Source organism: Candidatus Babeliaceae bacterium (genome assembly GCA_041660765.1).
In the GTDB taxonomy this organism is placed as follows: Bacteria; Babelota; Babeliae; order Babelales; family Babelaceae; genus JBAZVR01.
Genome location: JBAZVR010000001.1, coordinates 473570 through 496815 on the forward strand (window position 1 = coordinate 473570; position 23246 = coordinate 496815).

General features: G+C 36.5%; 24 protein-coding genes and 3 tRNA genes. 21 read left to right on the plus strand and 6 right to left on the minus strand.

Going from position 1 to position 23246, the window contains the following annotated elements:
• Nucleotides 1-358: 358 nt before the first annotated feature.
• Both WC707_02575 and WC707_02580 read right to left on the minus strand, forming a co-directional pair.
• Nucleotides 359-3535 carry a zinc-ribbon domain-containing protein gene (locus WC707_02575; GenBank protein MFA6066046.1) on the minus strand — a complete coding sequence of 1059 codons (3177 nt, stop codon included), beginning with the start codon at nt 3533-3535 and terminating at the stop codon, nt 359-361.
• On the minus strand, nt 3528-4115 hold the full coding sequence (locus WC707_02580) for a zinc-ribbon domain-containing protein (GenBank protein ID MFA6066047.1): 588 nt from the start codon (nt 4113-4115) through the stop codon (nt 3528-3530). Before WC707_02580 ends, WC707_02575 begins: the two co-directional genes overlap by 8 nt.
• Before the next feature lie 301 nt (nt 4116-4416).
• Here WC707_02580 and WC707_02585 point away from each other — a divergent pair, with 301 nt between their 5' ends.
• Genes WC707_02585 through WC707_02600 form a run of 4 tightly spaced genes read left to right on the plus strand, consistent with a single transcriptional unit; the run spans nt 4417 to nt 8347 of the window.
• Nucleotides 4417-5748, plus strand: coding sequence for a glycine--tRNA ligase (locus WC707_02585; GenBank protein MFA6066048.1), 1332 nt, complete (start codon nt 4417-4419; stop codon nt 5746-5748).
• Nucleotides 5749-5754: 6 nt separating this feature from the next.
• Complete coding sequence (locus tag WC707_02590) at nt 5755-6321, plus strand: VTT domain-containing protein (protein ID MFA6066049.1); 567 nt, start codon at nt 5755-5757, stop codon at nt 6319-6321.
• A gap of 23 nt (nt 6322-6344) precedes the next feature.
• Nucleotides 6345-7670 carry a potassium transporter TrkG gene (locus WC707_02595; GenBank protein ID MFA6066050.1) on the plus strand — a complete coding sequence of 442 codons (1326 nt, stop codon included), beginning with the start codon at nt 6345-6347 and terminating at the stop codon, nt 7668-7670.
• A 35-nt stretch (nt 7671-7705) separates the two neighbouring features.
• Complete coding sequence (locus WC707_02600) at nt 7706-8347, plus strand: TrkA family potassium uptake protein (protein MFA6066051.1); 642 nt, start codon at nt 7706-7708, stop codon at nt 8345-8347.
• 20 nt (nt 8348-8367) lie between these two features.
• Here WC707_02600 and WC707_02605 read toward each other — a convergent pair whose 3' ends face one another.
• Nucleotides 8368-8739: a hypothetical protein gene (locus WC707_02605; protein MFA6066052.1), complete on the minus strand. Its 372-nt coding sequence runs from the start codon at nt 8737-8739 to the stop codon at nt 8368-8370.
• A 210-nt stretch (nt 8740-8949) separates the two neighbouring features.
• Between WC707_02605 and WC707_02610 the strand changes: the two genes are divergently transcribed.
• On the plus strand, nt 8950-9774 hold the full coding sequence (locus WC707_02610; GenBank protein MFA6066053.1) for a hypothetical protein: 825 nt from the start codon (nt 8950-8952) through the stop codon (nt 9772-9774).
• Nucleotides 9775-9873: 99 nt separating this feature from the next.
• Here WC707_02610 and rplU read toward each other — a convergent pair whose 3' ends face one another.
• The gene (rplU, locus tag WC707_02615) at nt 9874-10203 is read right to left on the minus strand and encodes a 50S ribosomal protein L21 (GenBank protein ID MFA6066054.1); all 330 of its coding nucleotides are present in this window, start codon (nt 10201-10203) and stop codon (nt 9874-9876) included.
• A gap of 168 nt (nt 10204-10371) precedes the next feature.
• On the opposite strand from rplU, the gene tsf reads away from it, so the two are divergent.
• The 12 genes from tsf to rnpA all read left to right on the plus strand — a co-directional run bounded on the left by tsf (nt 10372) and on the right by rnpA (nt 18378).
• Entirely contained in the window at nt 10372-10968 is a 597-nt protein-coding gene (tsf, locus tag WC707_02620; GenBank protein ID MFA6066055.1) for a translation elongation factor Ts, read from the plus strand.
• A gap of 3 nt (nt 10969-10971) precedes the next feature.
• Nucleotides 10972-11667 (plus strand): hypothetical protein, encoded by a 696-nt coding sequence (locus WC707_02625; protein MFA6066056.1) that lies wholly within the window; start codon nt 10972-10974, stop codon nt 11665-11667.
• Entirely contained in the window at nt 11667-12254 is a 588-nt protein-coding gene (gene frr / locus WC707_02630; protein MFA6066057.1) for a ribosome recycling factor, read from the plus strand. Before WC707_02625 ends, frr begins: the two co-directional genes overlap by 1 nt.
• A gap of 52 nt (nt 12255-12306) precedes the next feature.
• A tRNA-Lys gene (locus WC707_02635) sits at nt 12307-12381 on the plus strand.
• 11 nt (nt 12382-12392) lie between these two features.
• Nucleotides 12393-12477, plus strand: a tRNA-Leu gene (locus WC707_02640).
• A gap of 25 nt (nt 12478-12502) precedes the next feature.
• Nucleotides 12503-13798 (plus strand): trigger factor, encoded by a 1296-nt coding sequence (locus WC707_02645; GenBank protein ID MFA6066058.1) that lies wholly within the window; start codon nt 12503-12505, stop codon nt 13796-13798.
• A 62-nt stretch (nt 13799-13860) separates the two neighbouring features.
• Nucleotides 13861-14787 (plus strand): thioredoxin-disulfide reductase, encoded by a 927-nt coding sequence (trxB, locus tag WC707_02650; GenBank protein MFA6066059.1) that lies wholly within the window; start codon nt 13861-13863, stop codon nt 14785-14787.
• 82 nt (nt 14788-14869) lie between these two features.
• Nucleotides 14870-15886: a hypothetical protein gene (locus WC707_02655; protein MFA6066060.1), complete on the plus strand. Its 1017-nt coding sequence runs from the start codon at nt 14870-14872 to the stop codon at nt 15884-15886.
• A gap of 13 nt (nt 15887-15899) precedes the next feature.
• Nucleotides 15900-16919 carry a hypothetical protein gene (locus tag WC707_02660; protein MFA6066061.1) on the plus strand — a complete coding sequence of 340 codons (1020 nt, stop codon included), beginning with the start codon at nt 15900-15902 and terminating at the stop codon, nt 16917-16919.
• A gap of 32 nt (nt 16920-16951) precedes the next feature.
• Nucleotides 16952-17794 (plus strand): hypothetical protein, encoded by an 843-nt coding sequence (locus WC707_02665; protein ID MFA6066062.1) that lies wholly within the window; start codon nt 16952-16954, stop codon nt 17792-17794.
• A gap of 81 nt (nt 17795-17875) precedes the next feature.
• Nucleotides 17876-18019 carry a 50S ribosomal protein L34 gene (gene rpmH, locus WC707_02670; protein ID MFA6066063.1) on the plus strand — a complete coding sequence of 48 codons (144 nt, stop codon included), beginning with the start codon at nt 17876-17878 and terminating at the stop codon, nt 18017-18019.
• Between the two features lie 26 nt (nt 18020-18045).
• Nucleotides 18046-18378: a ribonuclease P protein component gene (rnpA, locus tag WC707_02675; GenBank protein MFA6066064.1), complete on the plus strand. Its 333-nt coding sequence runs from the start codon at nt 18046-18048 to the stop codon at nt 18376-18378.
• Between the two features lie 155 nt (nt 18379-18533).
• Here rnpA and WC707_02680 read toward each other — a convergent pair whose 3' ends face one another.
• Together WC707_02680 and WC707_02685 are read right to left on the minus strand one after the other, a co-directional pair.
• Nucleotides 18534-19169: a hypothetical protein gene (locus WC707_02680; protein ID MFA6066065.1), complete on the minus strand. Its 636-nt coding sequence runs from the start codon at nt 19167-19169 to the stop codon at nt 18534-18536.
• 128 nt (nt 19170-19297) lie between these two features.
• Nucleotides 19298-19372, minus strand: a tRNA-Phe gene (locus tag WC707_02685).
• Between the two features lie 145 nt (nt 19373-19517).
• On the opposite strand from WC707_02685, the gene WC707_02690 reads away from it, so the two are divergent.
• The 4 genes from WC707_02690 to WC707_02705 all read left to right on the plus strand — a co-directional run bounded on the left by WC707_02690 (nt 19518) and on the right by WC707_02705 (nt 23246).
• Entirely contained in the window at nt 19518-20549 is a 1032-nt protein-coding gene (locus WC707_02690; protein ID MFA6066066.1) for a phenylalanine--tRNA ligase subunit alpha, read from the plus strand.
• A gap of 41 nt (nt 20550-20590) precedes the next feature.
• Nucleotides 20591-21508 (plus strand): UTP--glucose-1-phosphate uridylyltransferase, encoded by a 918-nt coding sequence (locus WC707_02695; GenBank protein ID MFA6066067.1) that lies wholly within the window; start codon nt 20591-20593, stop codon nt 21506-21508.
• Between the two features lie 74 nt (nt 21509-21582).
• Nucleotides 21583-21843 carry a hypothetical protein gene (locus tag WC707_02700; GenBank protein ID MFA6066068.1) on the plus strand — a complete coding sequence of 87 codons (261 nt, stop codon included), beginning with the start codon at nt 21583-21585 and terminating at the stop codon, nt 21841-21843.
• Entirely contained in the window at nt 21840-23246 is a 1407-nt protein-coding gene (locus tag WC707_02705; GenBank protein ID MFA6066069.1) for a metallophosphoesterase, read from the plus strand. The genes WC707_02700 and WC707_02705 overlap by 4 nt, the downstream gene beginning before the upstream one ends.

Genomic DNA, 23246 nt, shown 5'->3' on the forward strand with positions numbered 1-23246 from the left:
AAGAACTCTCCTGTAGAAAAATTATATTGTGCTATTAATTTTTTTTAGATTATTAACGGTATAATAGTTAAAATAATTCCCACGCTTGAAAAAAAATAAAATAAAACATTGTCCCAATATTCAGGCCACGAATTACCGCTCCATGTTTGACAACCCCACCCCAATTTGCCATATAAAGCAGTCGCCTCAAAAACAATACCAAAAATTTGCATAATCTTTAGCGCTTTTTCTGAAAAATAAATTTGTCCATTTAATAACATTACAGTTATATAAATTATACTAATCAAAACAATTGCCCATATAAATGCTTTTAAATATGACCAAAATACCTTATAGTACATAATATCCCTATAGTTTATTAATCTAAAATATTCATACAATCAACACTTTTCAACACAACCTGATTAATCTCCCTCTCAGATTTTGACGCTTTAATAAAAGTAAATTTACCTCTTTCATCTATACGTCCTACATCAAAACCTAATCGATCAAGTATCTCTTTGAAGAGATTAATATCTTTTATTCTAGCAGTTGGTTCGCAAATCCAAAGATGCCCATCCAGTTTTAAGCAACGTTTAGCTTCTTTTAGATAATCAACAAAATTTGTACCCATTAATGATAATGAGAAAATTGCCGCATCTAAAGATAAATCCCCAAGTGGAACTTGTTTCATATCACATGCAATAACATTTTCATTAATAGCTATATGATCAAAAGAATGAACTTGATTTGTAAGTTCTTGCGCTAAAAAAGCTTTTCCGCAACCAAAGTCACCTATTACAAGATGGGGACGGGCTTTGCACCACTTTATAGCCTCTTTATATGGAATCACTTCCCATTCTTTTCTAGCTTCCCCATATTTTTCATGATATTCGTACCATGCTTGAGGATTATTCATGAATCTTTTATTCGTATCTTGACTTGTTTCTTTGTTTATCTGCTGATTCATTCTGATAATATCACCAATTTTTCTTATTGCATTTTTTTGCAAATCACTTGAAAATGTAGTTGAAATCTGTTGGCGTTCTACTTCATGAATCTCTCCACGCTGTAACCGTTCAATCCATTTTTTATAATCTTGTAGCGCCTGTTCTTTTGTTCTTAAATGACCTTCAGATATTCCGCCATCAATTGCGGCGTCAGCAATTGATTTTTTAAATAGTATGCGCTTCCATCTTGATTCACACCACGAGCGTTTTGTATTATTGTCAACTACATAAGGCAATGGGATAATTACATCAACAGTATCTTTTTTTTGCCCCTGCCTATAAATTCTACCAATTAATTGTTTATATTCAGCACTAGTCCACGGCAAAGAATTAATAATTAATCTATTGCAAACATCTTGAAGCCCATCAACACCCGTGCCTATGCAGCTTGAAGCAATTAAAATATCGGCATCCCCCTTTATGAATTTATCTAAGTCATCTTTAATATCACCAGTAAATATGGCAACTCTCCAGCCATATTTTTCAATCGCTGTTTGCAAAATATGTAAAATATTTTGAATATAGTGCGTATAAACAATAGTTTTTGGTTGTAAGTTTTTAAGAATAAAGGGAATTTTTAATTTGGTAAAAAATTCCTCATGATCAACTATTGAGTGCAATGAACTTTGTTTTATTTCTTTGCTACAATCTATAGGTTCTAATCTCTCATTGAGTTTATATGAATAATTAGGAACCATTCGGATGCCATGAGTAATAAATTTTTGATATAACGATATACAATTTGAAGGCGTTGCTCTTGTATCCAAATCATTATATTGAACGCCTGTAACCAATTCAATTAGTGTTTTACCCTCATATAGATTATTAAGAACTGGAGTCGCCGACATTCCTAAAACACATATATCCATATTTTTTATTACAGCTTCAGATAAGAATGCTGCGATTCTTTGCTTCCTCCAAGATTGACTCCTTTCCTCTCTTTGTTTGGCATAGTGAATTTCATCAATAATTACAAAATCAATCTTATTTTTTTCCAAAAAATCTTCTAATTTTTGTTTAGAAGTAGCCTGTTGGAAGAATTCATAATTTAAAATTAAATATTTATTATCACTGTTAACTGCAGAATCTTTAATCTTTGTATCTTTAACAAAAATAACACTGTCAGGATATGCCATTTTAATATTTTTTATCCATGTATCAATAACATTGTTTGGACAACAAATTACTGTCAATTTTGCATCGATTACTCTACTTGCCAAAATAGCAGCTATTGTTTTGCCAGTACCGGTTTCAGACCAATTACCAATTCTCTTTCTAGTTTTTACAAGATATGCCGTATAGCGCTGCATAAGATCGGGGGCATAAGTAAAGCCATATCCCGACGGAATAATTAAATTCTTTGTGACCTTATAACTATTTTTGAATAATTTTGTAACTTCTTGAGCGTATAGATTATCACTATTATAATGCTGCGCTAATTGCCTAATAGCTTCAGCTTCATCAATAAAGGCATGTTGCCAAATTTTTGCATTAGCACTTTTAATAAAAAAATCCACTGCTTCACTATCAAGATTCGCATAAATTTTACCATTTAAAGTCGCCAAAACATCTTTGGTCTCAATAATGCGCAATTCATTACAACGAACATCAATATCATTTTCAGATAATACATATGCAGCATTTAGCAAATAACCATCTTCACTCTCTAATGTTACCATTGGGTCATTAATAAATTTATTAACTAATGAATCTTCATGGTTAACAAATTTTTCTAATTCTTCTTTAGGAAACCTTCCGGTCTTAAGAGCTTGAACAAAAGAACGCCCCTTATTACTACTTCCAATTTCAAGTAATCCATTTTGTTGAAAAAGAACATATAGCTCAGCCTCTGTAAAGGTTTCTATATAAGGCAAAATAGCAGCAACAAATAATCGAATATTCTCAATGGTCCAACCACTACTGCAAAATGGACAATTTGTCCCTCCAACTCTATGGGAAATTGCTGTTTTCCAACGGTGCTCTTTATTTTTTGCACACGCCCACCAGGCTTTTTTGTTAGAAAATGGAGTAAAATCATAAGGGCTTGTTGTATTTTTTGCATAATCCCATTCAGAATTTAAGTTTTCATATAAATCCCCTAAAGATTTTCCATTACTTACCTTACCACCTCTGTTTGTACAATATGGGCACCCATTACCTTTATTACGGTTATCAACGGTAGATTGCCACTCATGAGCAGAATCAATTGAGCAAATCCACCAAACTATTTGCCTTGCTGAAGCATGAATTTTAGTCGGATCTAAAGCACCGTTTTTCGTAGGATGAAATTCTTTGCTTAAATCTGGTCGCTTGCAAGCAAGTGACCGCTCTTTTGATAATTTTTTCCCATAACAATAAGGACAACGACTGCCTGAAATGGTACGATGATATATTTTGGTTTCATACTCATGTCCTTTTTCGCAAAGCCACCAGGCATATTTATTTGAACCATAGGTAATTCGTTCTAACGTTAAAATATTTTTTGTCGGATGCCATTCTAAAACTAGTTCTGGGTGAGATTTTACCAAATAAATTCTTTTATTCATTTGCTTTCATTCTCATACATAAAGGACATGCTTGTTTTAATTGAGCGGAAAATTCTTCTTCTGTGTATCTCTTATACTTTAAAAAATTAATTTTGAATTCTTTTATCATACTTAAAGCAGAGGCTTCCCATTCATGACTTTCAACTTTTGAACACTTCCACCAAACTTTTTTCCTACTGGTAGGAGTTATATCATTGGGTACCATGGGGCTATTTTTAATAGCATGCCACTGCTCTGCAAGTGTTGGATTAGTTGTAGCGATAGAATTAAGTCGTAGAGGCTTCTCGCATTTTAACTCGGGTAAAAGACTGCGCCGAAGAGGCACAATCTCCATTTGGAACCCCAAGTTATTTAAAATTGTCAAAAATACATCAAGATGTGGATTACCATGAGGCGCTAAAATTTTATACAAACTTTCGCGATTAAGCCCAGTTTTTCCTGCTAATTGCGCAAGCCCACCCTGTGCTATGGCAACGTTGTAAAGGGCAAAAAGAAAATCTTCTTGTCCAAGCGCTACCGTAGAATTAAGATATTCTAATGCCTCTTGTTGATCACGAAGCGATTCAATAGTTTCATACATAAAATCTCCTTATTAGTTTTAAGCAATGCGTAAAAAAACATAAACGAAATTGTATATTATTTTTTGACAATGTCAATGTGTAGCAAGTTGGCTACAAAATAATATGCGACTCGTTTTTTTATTTCGCCACTACCCTTCGATACATCGATCCTATCGGATCGCCACTCAGGATGAGCGAAATTATAAAATTTTCTTTTGCTCGTTATGCATAAGATCGCCAATGCTTTTCTCAGGTTGCCCGCCATTTAAGAACAAGATATACTAATAAAATACCGACAAATTATCTTAAAGGATTCTATCCATGGAACATACACCAAAGAATGCTGTTACGCTCGAAAAAATTGTTGCCCTCTGCAAACGCCGAGGATTCATTTTCCCCTCCAATGAAATTTATGGCGGGCTGAATGGCGTGTACGATATTGGACATTTGGGCACTGCGCTCAAAAATAAAATACGTGCCGCTTGGACAAAAAACATAGAATCATTTGCTTCATCATATCAATCAGAAATTCTTTTTTTAGAAGGCGCACTGTTAGGCACAGAAGCGTTATGGGAAGCTTCTGGACACGTCAGTAATTTTCATGACCCTATGGTCGACTGCCTCACCTGTAAACACCGCTATCGTTCAGACGATATCAATTTAAATGGCGCCTGTCCTCATTGCGGTAACAAAACATGGAGTGCGGTTCGCGAATTTAACATGATGTTCAAAACAGAACTGGGAGCTACAGCTGGCTTATCATCAACAGCTTATTTACGACCAGAAACAGCGCAATCGATTTTTATTAATTTCAAAAATATTTATTCAAGCAGTCGCATAAAAATACCCTGCGGCATCGCCCAAATTGGTAAAGCATTTAGAAATGAGATTACCCCGAAACAGTTCATATTTAGAATGCGGGAATTTGAACAAATGGAAATAGAATGGTTTTGCCAGGAACAAGACGCTCAAAGATTTTTTGAGGCATGGTGCGATCAACGCTGTGCATTTTATAAAACCATAGGTATTAATCCTGATAATATTCGCGTACGCGCACATGAAAAAGAAGAACTTTCGCACTATTCTCGTGGAACATCTGATGTGGAATATCGTTTTCCTTTTGGCTGGAAAGAGCTCGAAGGCATTGCCAACCGAGGCAACTTTGATTTAGCACAACACAGTACTTTTTCAGGCAAAGACCTTTCCGTTTTTGATGAAGCATCAAAAACATCTTATATTCCTCATGTTGTAGAATGTTCGGTGGGCGTTGATCGTCTTTTTTTAACTATATTATGCGATGCATATGCCGAAGAAGAAGTCGATGGAGAAGTACGAACAGTATTACGCCTCAAGCCTTCATTAGCACCGGTTCCTGCGGCATTTTTTCCGCTTACTAAGCAACAAGAAGAACCTATGAAAAAAATCTATGCTGCATTACGCGCAAAAAATTATGCCTATGCATATGATGTATCAGGATCAATAGGTAAACGTTATCGCAGATTTGACGAGATTGGTACGCCAGTTTGCTTCACCTATGATTTTGACAGCGCTCAAGATAATTGCGTAACGGCACGTCATCGTGATACCATGGTTCAAGAACGTATTTCTATAGATAATATAGAAAAATATATTATTGATATCCTCCAAAAATAAGTACTTATGAAAAAATTATATAATTGGGCCGGCAAACAGGTATCTTCTCCCTACGCTACGTGGATTTTTGCACTTCTCGTGTTCACTGAGGGCTTTTTTTTCATGCCCGTAAATACACTTCTCGTGCTTTTTTGTTTAGAAAAAAGAAACAAAGCCTTGCTCTATGCACTACTTGCAACAATAGCATCCATACTTGGCGGACTGTTCGGCTATTATATTGGATCACTGTTATGGAGTACACTCGGCGCCCGTATTGTTTCTTTTCTGATTTCTGAAGATGCATTCAACAAAGCACTCGCTCAATACAAGTCCTATCATTTATGGGGAATTATTGTTTCAAGTTTTTTACCCATACCCTATAAACTCATAACGTTAACGTCAGGTTTTTGCCGTTTACCCCTTGGTGTTTTTACTTTAGGAATCACCATTGGCAGAACGGTACGTTTTTTTCTTATAGGAACAGCGTTGTACATTTGGGGTGATTATATAAAAGAGATTATTGATCGCTATTTTTATTTCATACTAGCCCTCGGACTGCTTATACTTTTTGTAAGCTGGTGGGCTATTCATTAAAGGCTTATGCAACAGGAGATATTATGCCATTGCGTCGCTCTTTTTTTACATCACCGGGCCGGATATTGTTAAGCTCAATTCTTATAACGATATCCACGGGAGCAGCATTGTTGGCATTGCCTTGGGCCCAAAAAACATCACATAATCTGATCGATCTTATTTTTACAGCAACTTCCGCAACGTGTGTCACAGGATTACTGACGATCCCTATCCATGAATTTACCCTTTTTGGGCATGCAATTATTTTAGTGCTTATGCAAATCGGAGGATTAGGACTTGTCACCATTGCCGTTTTTTTTATATCTTTATTTGTTGACATCGGATTAAATACGCAGAATATTACCGGTCAAATTTTAGAAATAGACTCTTGGAAACGAAGTAAAAAAACCTTATTTTTTATTATCACATTTACTCTTGTTGTCGAATTTTTGGCAACTATTATTATTTATTACACACTTGATACTACCTATGATCATCCACTGTTTTTATCATTTTTTCATGCAGTTTCCGCATTCTGCAGCGCAGGATTTACCATTTTCCCGCATCCCTTTACTCAATTTTCGACACATATGCCATTTTTATCAATCACCATACTACTTATGTTGATTGGTGAAGTGGGATTTATTACGTGGCAAGAGCTTTTGACTTATGCACAAGCATTAAAAAACAAGCGCTATTTTAAAATCAGCTTACACACAAGACTGGTCCTCATAACAACAACGCTCATTATTATTATTTCGACATCAATTCTCGCACTCACTGAATATGGTATATTTTCGAGCGGATCGGTCATACATGATGGGATCAATAGTATTTTTAATGCACTTTCTTATAGAAGCACTGGATTTTCAACGCTCAATATACTTCAAGTTGGTAATGCAACGTTATTACTTATTATCGCTTTATCATTTATTGGCTCATCACCTGGATCAACGGGAAGTGGTATAAAAACAACCACGTTTGCGCTTCTTATTGCTGCAATAAAAACAGTTATATTAGGTCGGCACGTCGTTGATATTAAAGGCCGTCAAATACCAAATGATCAAATCTTTAAAGCTATGTCTATATTCTCACTAGGAATCGGCCTTATTGGCTGCTCTGCATTTTGCCTTTTTTTGACGGATAATAGCTGGAGTTTTATTGAAATTTTTTTTGAATCAAGTTCCGCGTTCACCAATCTTGGACTTTCATTGGGCATAACCCCACATCTTTCTGTTATAGGAAAAATTATTCTGATAATCAGTATGATAATGGGACGAATTGGAACTCTCACGCTCATACTAGCATTACGGTGGCGACAGGATAAAGTACAATTTAATTATCCTGAAGAACGCGTCATGATCGGATAACATATTCAGTAAAAAGTAATTATAGAGGTACAAATATGAAATTTTGTGTTATTGGAGTAGGTCGTTTGGGATATCATGTTGCTACAACACTTGCAGATCACGGCATGGACGTACTTGCTATTGATAGTAATGAGGCAATTATTGCATCGATAAAAGATAAAGTTACACAAGCAATTTGTTTACGTATTAATGATGAAGAATCACTGCGTAGCGTTGGCATAGAATATATAGACACCGTTATTGTCGCCATGGGTGAAAATTTTGCTCAATCAATTTTGGTTACGGCATTACTCAAACAAAATCTCAAAATACCTACGGTCATTGCACGCTCAATCAGCGAAATTCATAAAGATATTTTGACTTTGATCGGCGCAGACCAAGTACTTTTGCCAGAAAAAGAAATGGGAATACGCCTTGCCGATAGCCTCAGTCTCCCGTTTAGCACTTTACGCAGAATAACACCTCAATTTTCTATCAGCCAAATAAAAGCGCCCAAAAAATTTGCAGGCAAAACTATTAAAGAAATTTCTCTACAAAAAAATTATCACGTCATGTGCATAGGTCAAAAAATAGACGATGAGATCAAAGAAATAACCCAGGACTATATTTTTAATGAAAAAGATATTCTACTCTTTTCCGGCAACAACGCCGCTTTAGAAAAAATCTCAAAATTATAAAAGCGCCTACGATGTTATCATCAAAATATTCCTCGTTTTTCTAAATGCGCTTCACCGTCATAAGCTACCTGTATTTCAATAGTAGTTATATTACTATCAACTTCTACAGATGATATATGATTATTTTTTGCAAAATGAGCATATAAAACAGGATCTTTTGATCGAGAAAACGGATTATGCGGTGTAAAAATAACCGATCCTATACGATCTATACTACTATCAAAATAATAGTGATCCCTGGGCTTCAAATCAATTTTTTTTGGCTCATAGCCCCGATATTTTAGGTAAACAGTCGCCGTCACCGGATAATCTGTATTATTATACAGCCGCATAGTAGCGGCACTCAAATATCCACCAAAAAAAATTACCAGCAACAACAATATCGCTTTCATTTTTACTCCTTTCAAAATACTCAATTAACATATATTAATTCTAATATATATATTATTTAAATAGCAAATAAATTATATCTAAATAATTTAATAATAATAATTACAACCTAACACAACCTCTCATGAAAATATTGCTATTTTTCAATTTAATATATATAATTATAAATAATAATATATATTATAATTTATTAAAAAGCAGGGGCTCATATTATGAATAAATATCAAAAAAAAATTATAGCAATATTTTTTGTACAAATAATTTATTCGATGGAACAAGGGCAATTACAGATCCCTTCGCTTAAGAACATATCTCTCCAATCTATTGCTCGCCAAATTATAAGCAACAAATCATATTTGACAGCACATGATTATAAAACAATACCAGCATCATTTAATCTGCCAATGCAACTTCAAGATGAATTGCGAGAAACGCTCTTTATCGCAACAAATAAAGCTCATATATCTCCAGAAAAGCTTGATATATTCCTATCTACTATTTCTGATAACGGAATTAGTAATAATTTTGCATCTTATGTAATACAAAAAACCCAAGACAATCTCTTTTATATTGATTTTACTGAACTGACACGTGTTTTGAATAAATATTCTAATATGTCAGCAGCCTTACATAATGGATTTTTAAAATTTATTGAATCACAAAGCGATAATGAGCTATTTAAAAAAACTGTTGGTAAAGATACAAGCTTGTTTAAGCAACTTCCTTTTAATTATTTGGTGGCAATTGCTTCAAGTATGAGCGCAGAAAATATTCTGAATACGAAATTACTATATAAAGCTGAATTTGATGGAATAAATTATCGATACTTCTTCAGGAACACTATAAGTAACCATACGTTGGATAATACTAACAAAACATTGTTTCGACTTAATCAATTTATCGAGAACCTTACAACCGACGCCGTTCCTAAAGAACTTAAGTCTTTATTATTAAAATATCATGCAGAATTAGTAGATAAATATAACGGCACAGTTCGTGCGTTTATACATGAAACGAACAGACGATCTATTTCTTAAAGACAGTAGTGGTTATTAAAAACATCGAGGCTTATTTGAAAAAAATAGAGAGAGGCGATTTTTTGAACCGCCTCTCTCTGCAAGATTTTTATAGAAAAACTAGATTTTTTCTATACGAACAATCGTCTTTTGTTGACGGTGTCCCTTTTTACGACGTACTTTTTTACGGCGTTTAAACATAAACGCTATAATTTTTGGTCCTCGCATATGTTTAACGATAGACGCTTTAATAGGCGTATCGAGAAACGGAGTACCTATTTCTACGTTGCTTGGATCTAATTTTCTTAAAAGAACATCGGTGAAGATAATCTCAGACCCAACGTCTCCTACAAGCTTTTCCAACTCAACTGTTTTACCTTCTATAGCTTGGTATTGCTTGCCACCGCTTTGAAAAATGGCATAACGGTCAAATACAATATCATGTTTCATGAAAAAAAATCCTTAAAAAGGTATGCTATTTTATTAAATACGAATATTTTCAATAGTAACAAAACATACGTTTTTGTCTAGGCCTCGTATTAATTTGCCCAAAAATGATCTTTTTGGCACACTTATAGGTATAGAAAAGGTATATACTCTTAAAATTCAAGGAATATTATGGCAAAGATCAGCCTAGAACTCATACAACAACTCCGTGAAAAGACCGGCGTCGGCATGATGGATTGCAAAAAAGCACTCGAAGAAGCCAACGGCGATATCGAAACAGCCATTGACCTTTTACGTAAAAAAGGTGCTGCGGTAGCCGAAAAACGCTCCGGCAATGTCACTGCTGAAGGTCTCGTTCACGCCTACATACACCCAGGCGCACGCGTTGGGGTTATGTTAGAAATCAACTGCGAAACGGACTTTGTTGCCCGCACCCCAGCAGTTCAGCAATTTGCACAAGATATTTGCATGCATATCGCAGCCTTTAGTCCAAAATATATCAAGCCTGATGAAGTTGATCCTCAACTCATAGAACGAGAAAAAGCTATTTTTATAGAACAAATGGCCGCAGCCAATAAGCCTGCTGCTGTTATCGAACAAATCCTTAAGGGCAAAATTGAAAAATTATATGATGAAGTGTGTCTTATGAGACAAGCCTTTGTCAAAAACGACAAGCTCAAAGTTGATGATATTCTCAAAGAGCTTATTGCAAAAATGGGCGAAAATATCAAAATAAAACGTTTTGTCCGCTTTGAAATTGGTGCATAAGCAATGTCCCTTACCATAATATTACTGAAATTATCAGGCCAGGCATGCGCATCTGGCGATCTTATTCGCTCGCTTGCTCGTCAGATAAAAGCTCTCTCAAGCACACACCTTTTTGGCGTTGTAGTAGGAGGCGGTAATTTTTTTAGAGGGTCTCGCGACGGCAAGCAATTGGGCATGACCACGCAAGCAAGCCATCAAACCGGTATGCTAGCAACCATGGTCAATGGGCTTATCATTGATGATTTATGGACACAAGAAGGTGTTGCAACGCATCTCTTGTGCGCCATCGACTGTCCAGTAGCCGGAGACCCAATTGAGCATCGCAAAATTAGGAACGCTCTCGATAATAATACATGCATAATATTCACCGGCGGTACAGGAAACCCCTACTTTACTACAGATACTAACGCGGTTATTAGGGCCTTACAAATAAATGCCCATGAATTATGGAAAATAACGCTCGTGGATGGCATTTACGATAAAGACCCTGCTATCTATTCTGACGCGCGATTTTTACCACAAGTTGACTATCGTTATGCTTTAGATCATAACTTGGGTATTGTAGATGCTACGGCATTGGTGATGGCACAAGAGCATGAACTACCTATTCGTGTTTTTTCGATGAACGAACCTGACGCATTACTACAAGCGGCAACGAATGTACAATTTGGCAGTATACTAACTCACAAGGAATTATAATGATAAAATTTGATTATGTAGAAGGCTCAAATACAAAAGGCTTTGAAAAAAGCATTGAAACCGAAATGTCTACACATATAGCACACTTTGAAAAAGAACTTATCAAAATTCGCACAGGGCGATCTCACACATCAATGATCGAAGATATCAAAGTATCCTGTTACGGCAATATGATGCCTCTCAAAGATCTTGCTGCATTAACAGCGCCTGACGTTCAATTGCTGGTTATTCAGCCATGGGACAAATCCATTATGCCTGAAATCGAAAAAGCTATATCGCTCTCAGATTTAGGCGTTACGCCACTTAATGACGGTAATGTTATTAGAATTCAGTTGCCACGCATGAGCAGCAATCGTCGTGATGAACTTGCAAAAATGTTGCACAAAAAGCTTGAAGAATGTAAAATAAGCATCCGTAATGTTCGTAAAGAATTTCACAATCTTATTCGCGATGCAGAAAAAGGCAAAAGGGTTTCAGAAGACTCAAGCCGACGTCTACAAGACATCCTGCAAAAGATTACAGACAAATTTATTGAAAATTCTGATAAATTAAGCATAAAAAAAGAGGAAGAAATAAAATCTTTGTGATATACTTACATGTATAAAGATTTTATTGATATGAACTTTGACATTCCTTAATGGGCTGCTAGCTTAATGGTAGAGCAACAGACTCTTAATCTGCAGGTTCTTGGTTCGACTCCAAGGCAGCCCACCACCAAAATAGTTGCAAGAGTGGCGAAACTGGCAGACGCGCTGGACTTAGGATCCAGTCCCGAAAGGGGTGGGGGTTCGAGTCCCTTCTCTTGCACCATATATAACAAAAAAAGGAATGTCGTATGGTTCATACCGAAAATAATCTTACCTTTTCTCTCACAACTCAACCGCATCCAAGCATCGAAATTATCATACCGCAGCAACGTGTTGCCGCGATGTACCAAAAAATGCTCTATGATCAACAGGTCACTGCGCGAACCGCCGGATTCACTCAAGGCACAGTGCCCATCGCCTATGTTGAATGCACCTTCAAACACCATATTATAGAATATCTTAAAGAATTTTTCTTTTACTACAGCATCTCCAATTTTTTATTCAAACAAAGAATAGATCAAAAACTAATTCTAGCAGGAGAACCGATTCTAAAAAGTATCACATTAGACCCACATACGGATGCGTCTTTTGTCTTTGATATCATTTTAGTTAATCCACAAGCAAAAAATGATTGGAAAAAATTATTATTCAAGGCACCTGAAAGAAAAAATTATAAAGATCTTGATCGCCAAGTAGAATCTTTTATCAAAGAAGAAACCGAAAAATCACATAAAAACGTTTCGACCGAGGTACAAATTGGTGATTGGGTATGCATAGCATTTCACATTGTAAATGAACAAAACGTCCTCTTGATACCATCAGAAGATCATTTTATGTGGGTTAAAGTAGGAGATGAAGAATCAGATGAAGAAATTCATGCATTATTATTACATAAAAATGTTGGGGATACTTTTCTTACCAATAATGAATTACTCCAAAATTATATAAGTCCACATCTTGATACTACGTACACATTTTCTCTCACAATTATCCAAATTATACCAGCACTATTTTTTTCATTCGATCATTTTAAGCGTCATTTTAAGATAAAAAACAATAAAGAAATGCATTTAAAATTAATAGAAGTATTTTCATGTCGCAATGACATCACCCAACGGCGAGAAACGGTCGAATCTGCACTCAAATTATTGCTTAATAATTATCATATTCCGCTTGAAGAGGCTTCGATCGAAAAGCAAAAAGAACAAGTCTTAGACCTTGTTCATCTTAATCCTGATTATCATGTATACAAAGCCCAACCTGATTTCAAAAATAAAATATGGCAACTTGCAGTCAAGCAACTTAAAGAAGCGATTATTATAGACTATCTTGCCCAACAAGAACAGATAATGGTTACTGAAGATGACGTTGCAAGTTACCTTAATTTAATTAAAAAACCAAGAACAAAAGAGTTTGTTTATTTTGATATAACTCCATGGAAAATGGGTGGCAAAGACAGGATTATAGCGCACGATGTGTTACGCCAGCTCTGTTTACGAGAAAAAACATTAAATCACGTGTTGCATCATTTAACAAAAAAGTAATACATCTATACACTTAATATAAAAATTATATATAAAATTACTTTATATTAAGGCGTACTTGTATGAAAACAACAGAAAATCTTATTATTATTGGTTCCGGCCCAGCAGCTCTTACCGCAGCAATTTACGCATCACGATCAGCGCTTAGCCCGATCATTATTGAAGGACAAAACCCTGGAGGGCAACTGATGGGAACATCATTTGTAGAAAATTGGCCCGGAAATGTAAAGATTTATGGACCGGAACTCATGAATAATTTAAGACAGCATGCTACAGCCTTTGGCACACGTTTTGTAGCTGGTATGGTTACCAACGTACATTTCGAAAAAAACATGCATACGTTAACGCTCCATAACGGCTCAACATATACAACAAAGGCACTCATTATTGCAACTGGTGCGACACCAAAACGTTTGGGGTGCCTAGGAGAAGCAGAATACTGGGGCAGAGGCGTAACAACCTGTGCAGTATGTGACGGGGCATTTTACAAAGACAAACCGGTGCTTATTATTGGTGGCGGAGACACTGCACTTGAAGACGCATCATTCATGACCAACTATACCAACGATATTACCATTGTTCATATTCTTGATCAGCTAACCGGGTCTCACGCCATGCAACAACGGGTGCTCAATAATCCTGCAATAAAAATCATATATTCAAGTACCGTTACCGGCTTTGAAGGTGATGGTAATCACGTAACGCATGCCCTTATTACTGATAAAAAAACGAATACAACAAACAAACACGCCTTCAGCGCCGCTTTTGTGGCAATCGGGCTTCAGCCAAACACAGGGATTTTTAAAGATAAACTAGAACTTGATAAATACGGCTATATTATTCATAAAGAACATACTCAGACATCCGTTTCTGGTGTTTTTGCCGCGGGCGATGTTGTGGATTATCGCTACCGCCAAGCTATAACCTCCGCTGGCTCCGGCTGCATGGCCGCCCTCGACGCCGAGCGATACTTAAAAAGCCAGGAATGACGCCGAAAAATTGCATATTGCAATATAAAAATATACAATAATATTATTACAATTAAATATATTATTTCTCGGGAATAATTTTTTGAAAATATTTACATCGTACAAAATTATAATTCTGCTCATATTCACCCTCTGCGCAGCTGAGGCTCAAGCATTCAGCTTCAATCCATTTCATTACATTGGTTTATGGTGGAAGCCGATTATAAAACAACAAAAAGGCTATACTTTCACAACAACGTCTGAGGGTAAAATTGATATAGCAAGATCATTAGAAAATAATGAAAGTTTTCATACGGCAGAGTTTAATACAGAAGTACAAGGTATTCCTTTTCAAGGTTTTATAAGCGCAATAGGTGCGTACGAAGAAATACAAAAAACACAAGTAGCAAGCGAGTGGGATGAAAAAAAACATGGCCTTGCCGAAATTATACAAGAAAGTAAGCAATCCAAATTACCGACAGAAGCACGATGGTATTTTAGCCCTCACGGCACAATGGCACGTTATTACGCTCAACATCTTCCTGTAAACATTGCAACCCAATTGAAAAGCTGGAGTTTTTTCTTTAAATCAAGCAGGCCATTCCAATCAAATGCTCGAAAAAATCTATACATTATGGATGCATTACAAAACGCCTTTACGGCTACAGACAATGAATTCACAAAAAAGCACCTGATTGACGTTAAAAAAAGGCTGGATTCAGCATTCCCATTAGTTAGTGCCTCCCCACCAAAATACAAACTGGGGATAAGACACTTTGCATTAATATTTATATACCAAAATAATGTTGTATACTCCGCATATGGAAAAAACATAGATACAAAAGTTATAGATGAAAATAATAACATTTTATGCGATTCAGTAGAATCTGATGAGGCTGGGCGTAAAATGCGAATACAATTTATACCAAAAAACAAACTACCACGCGTGGTATTTCATAATATTCCAGGCGACGAGATGAGGAAAAATACTATATCAAATTTATACTTAAATAAAGAATTATATACGCAAGATCAGGTACAAGAATTTGAAAAAACCTTTGAGGCTTTTTCAAGCGATCAAAAAGTTTTTTTTTCAACGGCGGTTATTCAAAAAAAATAAGGCGGCTTACAAAATGATGGTATCACATAAAACCATAATCATGCTCATGCTCACCCTCGGCGCGGCCGAGTCTGAAGCATTCAGCTTCAACCCGTTTCCATATATTTATGGTCTTTTAACGTCATTAAGAAGCAAAAAGGAAACATATATCTTGATCAACCCACAAGAGAACCCAAACGGCCAGGCTGACTTTTTTAGCCATGACGACACCTTCAGCAGTCATTACAGTTTTTCTACGCCAAGAGGTGATTTCACAGGATTTGTTATCACCACCGCACAAAAAAATGTATATAATAATAGGCTCAATGCTATCAACTGGAAAACTGACTCAACAAATCCTGATGTCGTATTTATTACAGACCAACAAAAAATAGACACCGGCAAAACCATGGCGCAATTAATAGGAAACAATTTGCCGAATGATATGCTATCAGAATTACATAGTTGGCGAGCCTATCTGCCATTCACTTCAATGGACGGCCATGTTAAGCGAGCTGCTATAAAAAACGTATCTCAGGCGAAAGACGATATGGAAAAAATTTTTAATAAATTAAAAGTTCAATCAATCTACAGTTCGACAGGTGCAAAACTACCGGAAGTTTGTACTGCTGGCCTCATGTTCACTCATAAAGATAAACTTATATGCGCAATAATATATCTCAGGGCAAAGAATTTGCTCAAGGAGCCTAATTTCTTTAATACCGATGGTAATAACAACAACTTAAGCCTTGATCCCCTTGTAAAAAAAATAGACGACGAGTATGAAATGAAAATTCTATCATTGCCTCAAAAAAGCACACCGAGAATAATAATACATAATTTCCAATCTTCGAAATTCGAGCCCGCCATGCAACAAAATAGCATAGCTGATACTATAGAAGCCTATGCAACCAAGTATTACAACAGACAAATGAGCGAGCGCACAGTCGGCCTCAGTAGTATATTGAGTGATGAGTTCAAAAAAAGCTATGCGGATCAGTACTTTGTCTTTGCAACGCAATTGATCAAAAAGCCAACAAACTCCCTAAAATAATGTTCATACCTTATAAAACTATAATTGGGCTCATGTTCACCCTCTGTGCAGCTGAGTCCAATGCCGTGAGCTATAACCCATTTACCTATATCTACAGCTTATTGACTTACTTTCGAACAAAAAAAGAAACGTATGTGTTCGTTAACCCAGAACAAACGCAAGAATCTACTGCTCCATTTTATGACATTATGAGCAATAATGGTCATAACGCTTATGGCTTTACAGCAAACACAATGTCCGCTCAAGGTTTTTTTGTCACTGATCGAAATGTAACACCAATAGTCAATCAGGCAACAGCTTCACAATGGAATTCTACAAAACATGGGATTGCCGAATTCGTGCAAGAAGCGTCAATTGCGAGCCCTGATCGCCTATGCTATAAACTCAATGCTGATAAAACTATGGCGCGATATATGGCAACACATTTACCACACAATGTAGCAGCAGAATTACGCAGCTGGAGGGCATTTTTTTGGCCAACTCCTATACGTGAACATATCCAAAAAGCCTTTATCAAAACAAAAAAAGATACAGAGAACCACCTGAAAAGAGTTGGCCGTTTATTAGATGATACGTTAGATACAAATAATACTATTATGCCACAACTATATGCTGCAGGATTAATCTTTTCCTACAAAAATCAATGCGTGTGCACAACTCATACTTTTGCCTCTAACAAGATCTCTCTTAATGTATCTTGCACCGGGAACAAGAATATAAGCCGTAAAGAACAATCATGTTTATTAATACCTCAAGACAGCGAACCTGCTTTAAAAATAGCGGTTACGCTTGCACAACAAACCCTAGACCAAGAGCCAAGTCCGTTCTTTGTCTTTGCAACGCACCTGGTCAAAAAAAAGACAACAATTCCCTAAAATAATAGGGTAGTTGGCAAAAAGTTAAATTTGGCTTAAACTATATAAAGTTAACGTATTTTATCCCAGTAAGGATGCATCATGTCAGTAACTTTCAAATTAAAAAGAAAAAAACGTAATAGAAAACACGGTTTTTTAGCAAGAATGGCTACCAAAGACGGTAGAGCTATCATCAACCGTCGTCGTGCTAAAGGCAGAAAAAAACTGACCGTCAGCGAAGAATAAATACAATGCCCCGTATAGTAAGGCGCATGACGCTCTGGTCCAAGAGAGAAATTCAGAAACTTTTTAGGACCTCCAAGCGGCTGCTACACCATCCGGGGCTTGATATTAAAATAGCCCCTCGTTCAGGCGATATCGGCAGACTCTTAGTAGTCATCTCCAGGAAAGTTGGATCCGCGCCGCAAAGAAACCTTATCAGAAGACGAATAAAAGCCATTTTTTATGAAAATAAGTTATTTGAAAAAGGGTTCGATTGGATATTTTTTACAAAGCCTGCGGCCACTGCGCTGACCTATTCCGATATGCACGGTCTTATAGATCACATTCTCACGCAGTTGCCCACCTCATCATCGCCCTTATAAAAACCCTCAGACCCCTCATCGGCCCCGCCGGCTGCTGCCGTTACCCCATTACATGTACGGCGTTTGCACAGCAGGAACTTATCAATAAATCTTTTTTTATCGCACTTTATAACATAACAGTTCGGCTTCTCAGCTGCAGCCCCCTACCAGAAATGCTACTCATTGCACGATACAGCGTAAGCGTATGCCTGAGAATCAAGCCGTGAAAGTTTTTCTATAAAGCTTCTTTTTTGATCAGGAGTGGCACATTGTATTGCGCGCCCTAAATACTTCTGAACCATATTGTAATCAGTAAGATGATATGACAATAAACGCTCAACCCCTCTTTCAAATAACAGATGCTGCTCTTCTAGAGAAAAAGTATAGGCAGTTGAAAGAAGGAAATCATGTAATTTTTGCAGATCACCATAGTCTGAAAAAGTATCAAAAAAATAAACTATTTTTTGTAAAAAATTATGATAATTATTAATAGAATTGTATAAATCAAGTAATTTTAAACAACAGTCGGCTGTAGAATTAAGTGTCATAACATGCTCAAGAACACCTATCGCCTCAATAAAACGATCCTTCTTTTGATAGGTATCTGCCGCACGCATATAGCATTCAACTGATTTGGTGTCATGAAAAGCCTGCAACAAGTCCCCCTCAAGCTGTGCGGAAAAAGCCTCATCCGGAAAAGAATGAGCCAAAAGGCGATACATATACAAAGCGCGTTCTTTTTCTTTACGAACAACAAACTCTGCTAATTTAAACCATGCAACATTATATTTTTCTGATGAAAACTGCGTCATTATCTACCTTTATATCATAGTGCCAAGAACACAAAAAAATTATCTGTATTTCAACATTAATATAACCTAAAAATAATTAAAAGATTTAGTTTTTTTAAGACAGGTATAAAATCAAGATAAGAAAAAGATGGTGCCGGGAGACGGAATTGAACCATCGACACAAAGCTCTTCAGGCTTCTGCTCTACCACTGAGCTACCCCGGCGTAATAACATGGAAATAGACTAAACTTTTATAATATTTTGTCAATAAAAACCCGCAATATTTTGCATAAATCTGGTTGCTAATACGAAGAGTGTTTGATAATATGAAGCTGTATGCATCTGCTTATCATTATACAAGAGCGCTTCATGAATAATTTAGAAGAATTACTACACAGTATTACACATGACTACTTTATTGAGCTAGAAAAGGCTCAAACAATGGAACAGTTAGAATTAGTACGAGTGTCCTATCTGGGACGCCAGGGTAAAATAGCCGCACTTATGGGTCTTTTAAAGAATATCCCCGCGGAACAAAAAAGCGTATTCGGGCCGCTCTGTAACAAGCTTAAACAGGACGCGCTCAATGGTTACACTGTAAAACAAGAAACATTTCTTAACCAAGAAATAGCACAACAACAACAACGACAAGAACATTTTGACGTTACGGCGTATTATCCTCATACACAGGGATCTTTACATCCATATACTCATATTATCGAAGAAATAGAAACTATTTTTATGTCTATGGGATTTGAAATAGCAACGGGTCCAGAAGTAGAAACTGATAGCATTAATTTTGAAGCACTTAATATTCCTAAAGATCATCCGGCGCGTGACATGCACGATACTTTTTGGTTTGACGTCCCTCATATGCTTTTACGAACACATACATCAACGGTACAGGTGCATGCGATGCTTAACAAACGTCCCCCTTTAGCTTTAATAGCTCCGGGAAGATGTTATAGACATGAAGCGACTGATGCATCCCATGATATTATGTTTATGCAATGCGAAGGACTGCTTATCGATAAAAATATATCACTTGCTCACCTACTCAGTACTACAAAATCATTTTTACAGGCTATTTTTAATAAAAAAGATCTAAAAACTCGCTACAGACCAGGATTCTTCCCATTTGTTGAACCCGGATTAGAAATCGATATGTCCTGCCCATTTTGTACGCATGGCTGTTCAACGTGCAAAAAAACGGGTTGGATCGAAATTTGCGGCGCGGGACTCATTCATCCAAATGTACTACAATATTGCAACATAGACCCAGAACATTATAGCGGATTCGCCTTTGGATTTGGGTTAACACGCTTAGTAATGCTCAAGTATGGGATTAATGACATTCGCCTTTTACATTCGGCAGAGCTCGAATTTCTTAAGCAATTTTGAAATCTCGTATAAGCAAATTTTTTTAAAAAAAGGAGATATTCATGGACATAATCAAAGCAATTATTCCCGCAGCTGGATGCGGTCGACGATTTTTACCATATACAAAATCTGTCCCTAAAGAAATGTTGCCCCTCATAGATAAACCAGCAATTCAACATAGTATAGAAGAAGGCATTGCATCTGAAATTTTAAATTTTATTATTATTACCTCTCGCGGCAAAGAAACGCTTGCAAATCATTTTGACAACTATCCAGAACTTGAGAACATCATCAAGACTGCTGGAAAAAATTCTTCCCTCCATAGTCTTGATCGTATTTCTCGGACAGCAAACTTTAGCTATGTACGCCAACCAGAACCACTTGGTTTGGGTCACGCGGTTCTTATGGCAAAGCATTCCATTGCTAAAGAACACTTTGGCATTATGTTGCCGGATGATATTATTATCGGTAAAAATCCTGGCCTCGGACAACTTATTCGCATTGCACGACAAGAAAAAGCCAGTGTCGTTGCTGTACAAGAGGTGCCGCGCGAATGCATATCTTCATATGGCGTTATTGGTATTAAAAAACAGATTACACCAAATTTATTTCAGGTATCTCACATTGTTGAAAAGCCTCAACAAAAAGACGCTCCATCTAATCTTGCCGTCATTGGTCGCTACGTTTTGTCACACAAAATTTTTGCATCACTTGAAGAGATTAATACCTATAATAATCAAGAATTACAGCTAAGTGATGGAATAAGCCATATGATTCATAACAATGAACGCGTTTTTGCCTATAAAATACAAGGGACACGTTATGATATCGGGACGCCAATTGGTTGGTTAAAAGCTGTGATAGGATACTCGCTGCAGGACCCTACGTACGCACCCCATATACAAAAATTTTTAAACGAATTATCGACGACAGACTCGTTTTTGTATAATCCTGCAAAAACCATCGAACACATTCTTTAAATATTTTTCAAATAAAAATTATATTGTTTTTTAAAAAAATAATATATTACACTATATGTATAACTGGGAGCATTATGAAATATGGTGGCATAATTATTTTTTTAATCAGCTCATATATGTATGGCGCTGTCGGGTGCAAAGATATTAGCAAGCATGGATATCGCTGCAATGACGGTGACGAAATATGCTGCAATGCCTACGATTATAAAATGTTGCACTTTGTTCCATGCCCATGCCCTTGCAACAATTATACAGCTATGTATACCCGCGGCCGCTGCTCTAACTGCCTACATTATAATGTCCCGGAAGAACTCGTCATTCAATGGGAAATATGAAAAAGATACTTTTTATTATTTTTGCTTATAGCAGCTATAATTTTACTTTTATTGATAATTTTACTGTTCTTGAAAAAAACCTACAAGATTTAACTGCTAACTTGCAAGCGTATCCAACTTTTGCAGCCTGGAAGTATGTCTGTGACAACAACAAATACCCCGCAACACCACTTAACTTTGAAGAATTCAAAAAAACTATCACAGATTTTTGTGAATTACAAAACAAAATGCTTAACGCAGGACCATGGCTTGATACACAACCAACTTTCTTAGAAATTAAGCACACTGTAACGGGATTTCACCCATGGATAGAAAAAAAAGTTCTTCCAGCCGGCGTGCAATTACTTTTTCATGCTGATATCCATGGCGATAGTGTATCTTTGCTGAAATATTTGCTTGTATACGTTGATCTTGAAAGCGATTTTAAATTGAGTAACCCCAACCAGTACTTTATCTTTTTAGGCGACTATAGTGATCGCGGTATGGCGGGAGCAGAAGTATTATATACCCTATTGCGTCTCAAATTAGCAAATCCTGATCACGTCATACTCTTGCGCGGCAATCATGAAGATGTTGCAATAAATGAAAGCTATGGATTTTTAGATGAGCTCAAAGAAAAATTTAAAGCTATAAAGCTGAGAGATTTTTCAAAAGTACTTAACACCTGTTATTCCTACATGCCCGTAGCACTTTTTCTTGGGATAAAAAATACAAACGCAAACTATATAAACTACCTGCTCTGCTGCCACGGCGGCCTCGAGATCGGCTACCAACCACAAAAATTGCTAGAATCACCAAATAAAAACAGCTATCAATTAATTACATCACTTAGTCCCATTGCAACGATACAACAAATACCAGAACTGATTAAAGCCCCTGGTGAATATTTTTCCCAAAATTTTTACGAAAGTGATCCTGCAACAGAAAATAGTATACAAAAACTCACACAAACACTACCCAAAAAAGATAAACTTAAAGAGCCCGCAGACATTGGTTTCTTGTGGTCAGACTTTGAAGTCGATCAAAAAAAACCTCTTTTATATAGCAGTAAACGCGGCGCGGGGCTGATATACGGCAAAAATATTACCGAAGCATTGCTCGAATCTTACGGAAGCGCAGACTATTCTGTTGTCGGTATCATGCGAGGCCACCAACAATCGGGAAGCCAAACACCCATGATGCACAGTATCTTGGCAAATAAAGGGGTGAGCACATTATGGCAAAACCAAAATCCCAAAGCCCTCCCCAAGATTAACTTGTATAAAAATATTGTCTGCACATTTAACGTCACTCCAGAAATATACGGCGCGGGACGCTTTGATTACGATACTCACGGCATAGTAATCACATCAAACGAGCCCTTCGCTCAATGGAAATTTGAAATCAAAAATTTAAAACGCTAA